Source organism: Streptomyces sp. NPDC056160, assembly GCF_042268205.1.
Classification (GTDB): Bacteria; Actinomycetota; Actinomycetes; order Streptomycetales; family Streptomycetaceae; genus Streptomyces.
Genome location: NZ_JBHJUW010000288.1, coordinates 1 through 3,723, shown reverse-complemented (window position 1 = coordinate 3,723; position 3,723 = coordinate 1). Strand labels below are relative to the sequence as shown.

Annotated in this window: 1 protein-coding gene; it reads right to left on the bottom strand. The window is 71.4% G+C overall.

Annotated features, from left to right (window positions below):
* The coding region (locus ACFC02_RS42000) for an amino acid adenylation domain-containing protein (RefSeq protein ID WP_376368213.1) at window positions 1-3,723 on the bottom strand (3,723 nt) is incomplete at both ends.

Genomic DNA, 3,723 nt, shown 5'->3' with positions numbered 1-3,723 from the left:
CTCCGGCACCCGCCCCTCCACCCGCGCCGCATAAGCACGCGTAAGGTCCGTGGCCAGCGGGCCCAACGACCACCCGTCACCCGCGATGTGATGCACGACCAGGAGCAGCACGTACTCCTGCGCCGAGAGTTCGAAGAGGTCGGCGCGCAGCGGGGTTTCGGTCGCCAGGTCGAAGGGGTGGCGGGCGGCCGACTTCAGGGCGTCGGGCAGCTCGTCCTCGGTCGTGGGGTGGACGGTGAGGTGCGGGACGGACGCCTCGGGTGACAGCACCTGCTGGCAGGGGATGCCGTCGGCCTCGGGAAACACCGTCCGCAGACTCTCGTGCCGGGCCACCACGTCACCGAGGGCGGCCCGCAGCGCGTCACGGTCCAACTCACCCTTCAGCCGCAGGGCCAGTGGGATGTTGTACGTGGCGCTCGGCCCCTCCATCTTGTGGATGAACCACAGCCGGCGCTGGGCGAAGGACAGGGGCATGACCTCGGGTCGCCTGCGGACGGTGAGGGCAAGGCGTCCGGGGGCGGCGGTGTCGAGGAGTGCCGCCACCGCGGCCGGCGTCGGGCCCTCGAACAGTGCGCGCAGCTCCAGCTCCACGCCGAACGCGGCGCGGAGCTGGGCGATGAGGCGGGTGGCCAGCAGCGAGTGCCCGCCCAGGTCGAAGAAGTCGTCCTCGACGCCGACCCGCGGCAGCCCCAACACCTGCGCGAACAGATCGGACACGATCTGCTCCTGCGGGGTGCGGGCCCCTCGGCCCGATCCGGCCGACGCGAACTCCGGTGCGGGCAGGGCCGCCCGGTCCAGCTTGCCGTTGGCCGTCAGGGGGAGCCGGTTGAGGGGGAGGATGGCCGACGGGACCATGTAGTCGGGCAGATGGTCGCGGGTGTGCTCACGGAGCTTGGTGACCAGGACACCGGTGCCGCGGCGGGCGGCGGGGTTGGTCGCCCATGTGGACAGGGGCGCGGTGGAGGCGCTGGTGGGGAGCGGGGCGTAGGTGCCGACGGGGGCGCGGCCGGACAGGCGGGTCCGGTCGACGAAGACGACGTCCACGGTGTCGGTGTCCTGGGTGTTCCAGGTGATACCGGTCCAGTAGCCGTGCTCGTCGCCCAGGGCGTGGAAGGCCTCAAGGCCGATGGGTGAGGCGGTGGGGCGGTCGGGCAAGAGTGCGCCGTCTTCGAGGGCCTGCCGCATGGCGCGTTCTTGGACGAGGCGGGGGTTCGGCACGCCGGTCAGGCGGAGTTCCGCGGGCCGTTCGGCCGCCAACTGTTGCCTCAGACCGACGAGGTTGGCTTGGGCGTCGGTGTGCGCGAGCCAGGGTCGGGTGGGGGCGTCGTCGAGGGGGTGGGTGGTGATGCCGGTCTTGTAGAGGGTGGCGTCGTAGCGGTAGCGGGTGAGTTCGTTGTGGGCGGTGCCGCGCTTGAGCTGGATGTCGGTGCCCGCCAGCTCGGGGACGTGGTGAGCGAGGGCAGTGAAGTACTCGGGATCGACGAGGAGTTCCTTCTCCAGGACCAGGCTCTGCTCGACGGCACGGCGGATCGCGGCCGTGTCGTTCGGGTCCTCGGCACGCGCCGTCTGCACACCCGAGGCGAAGGTCCGCAGCAACCGCGGATTGCGCAGGTCGCCCAGGAACAGCGCGCCACCTGGGGTGAGGGCGCGGAGCGCGTGGTGGACGACCTGTTCCAGGTAACCGGCGTTCGGGAAGTACTGGGCCACGGAGTTGATCAAGATCGTGTCGAAGTGGCCCTGCGGAAGGTCGCCGAAGTCGTGGGCGGGCTGGGTCCGCAGGTGGACCCGGGTGGCCAGGACGGGATCGGCGTCGACGTGCCGCCGGAGCTCGTCGATGACGGTGCGGGAGAAGTCGGTGCCCCAGTACTCCTCGCATTCGGGCGCCAGCCGGGCCAGGAGCAGGCCGGTCCCGACACCGATTTCGAGGACGCGGCGCGGCCCCAGGGACCGGATGCGGTCGACGGTCGTGTCCCGCCACTCCCGCATCTCGGGCTGCGGGATCGGCCGGCCGTCGTAACTGCTGTTCCAGCTGGCGAAGTTCTCACCGAAAGCCGTCTGCTCCGCAGCGGTGTACACGGCGTCGTACAGGTTCTGCCACTCGCTGAGCTGGTCCTGCTCCACAGCCTCGTCGTGGTCGCGCGCCGAGGTATCGGCGACGACGTAGGCGACGAGTCGGGTGTCACCGGGCTGGTCCTCGCGGGCGACGACGGCTGCCTGCGCGATGTCCGCGTGGTCGGTGAGGACCTCCTCGATCTCCTCGAGTTCGATGCGGAAGCCGCGGATCTTGATCTGGTGGTCGACGCGGCCGACGAACTCCAGCTCGCCGTCCTGGTTCCACCGCACCAGGTCACCGGTGCGGTACATACGAGCGCCGGGCTCGGGAGTGTACGGGTCCGCCACGAACCGCTCGGCCGTCAGGCCGGGCTTGTTCAGATAGCCGCGGGCGACACCGGATCCCGCGATGTACAGCTCCCCCACCACACCGGGCGCCACCAACTCCAGCCCCGAACCCAGAACATAGGTACGGTTGTTGGCGATCGGCCGGCCGATGGGCGGTGCGCCCGCGCCGCCGCCCAGGTCCGCAGCGGTCGCCCAGATGGTGGTCTCGGTGGGGCCGTACAGGTTGGTCAGGTCGTCGGTGAGCGTGCGCAGCGACTCGGCGAGCAGGGTGGGCAGCGCCTCACCACCGACCAGGACACGCAGGCCCCGCAGCGCCTCCGGCTCGTGCGCCACCAGCAGCTGCCACAGCGAAGGGGTGCCTTGTACGACCGTGACGCCGTGCCGGGCGATCAGGTCGAGCACGGCGGACGGTTGAGGGACGGCCTCCTTGGGGGCGAGGACGACAGTGGCGCCCGACAGGAGCGGGTGGTACAGCTCCAGCGCGGCGATGTCGAACGCCACCGTGGTGACCGCGAGCAGCCGCTCCCCCGTCCGGAGCGGGACCTTGCGCCGCATCGCTTCCAGGAAGTTGAGCAGCGGCGCGTGCGGTACGACCACGCCCTTGGGACGACCGGTCGAGCCGGACGTGTAGATCACGTACGCGGCGGCCTCGGGGGCCGGCGGGCCCGCGTGGCCGGTCGCGGCCGGGTCGGTGTCGGGGCAGGCGGCCAGAAGTGCGTGTCCGTCCGGGGAGTCCAGCACCAGTCGCTCCGCCGAACCACCTTCCGATGTCCGGGAGTCGGTCGCCAGTGTGGTGACCAACAGGGCGGGCCGTGCGTCCTGGAGTACGTAGGCGAGACGGCCGGCCGGGTGGTCCGGGTCCAGCGGCAGGTACGCGGCACCACTCTTGAGCACGGCCAACAGGGCGACCACCAGCTCGGCCGAACGCGGCAGGGCCAGCGCGACCACCCGGTCCGGGCCCGCGCCCCGGCGCAGCAGGACGTGCGCGAGGCGGTTGGCGCGGCGGTCCAGCTCCGCATACGTCAGGGAGGTGTCCCCGGCGATCACGGCCACGGCGTCAGGGGTGGCGGCGGCCTGCTCGGCGAAGCGGACCGGCAGCAGCTTCTCGCCGACCTCGGTCCCGGTCTCCAGCCAGGTGCCGAGGAACTGCCGGTGTTCGTCGGGGGTGAGGATGTCGATGCGGTTGAGGGGCTGGTCGGGGTGGGTGGTGGCGATGTCGAGGAAGCGCAGCCACCGCTCGAACAGCGCCTGCACGGTCGGCGCGTCGTAGATGTCGCTGGAGTACTCGACGGCACCGCTGATGCCCTGCGGCTCACCATGGGC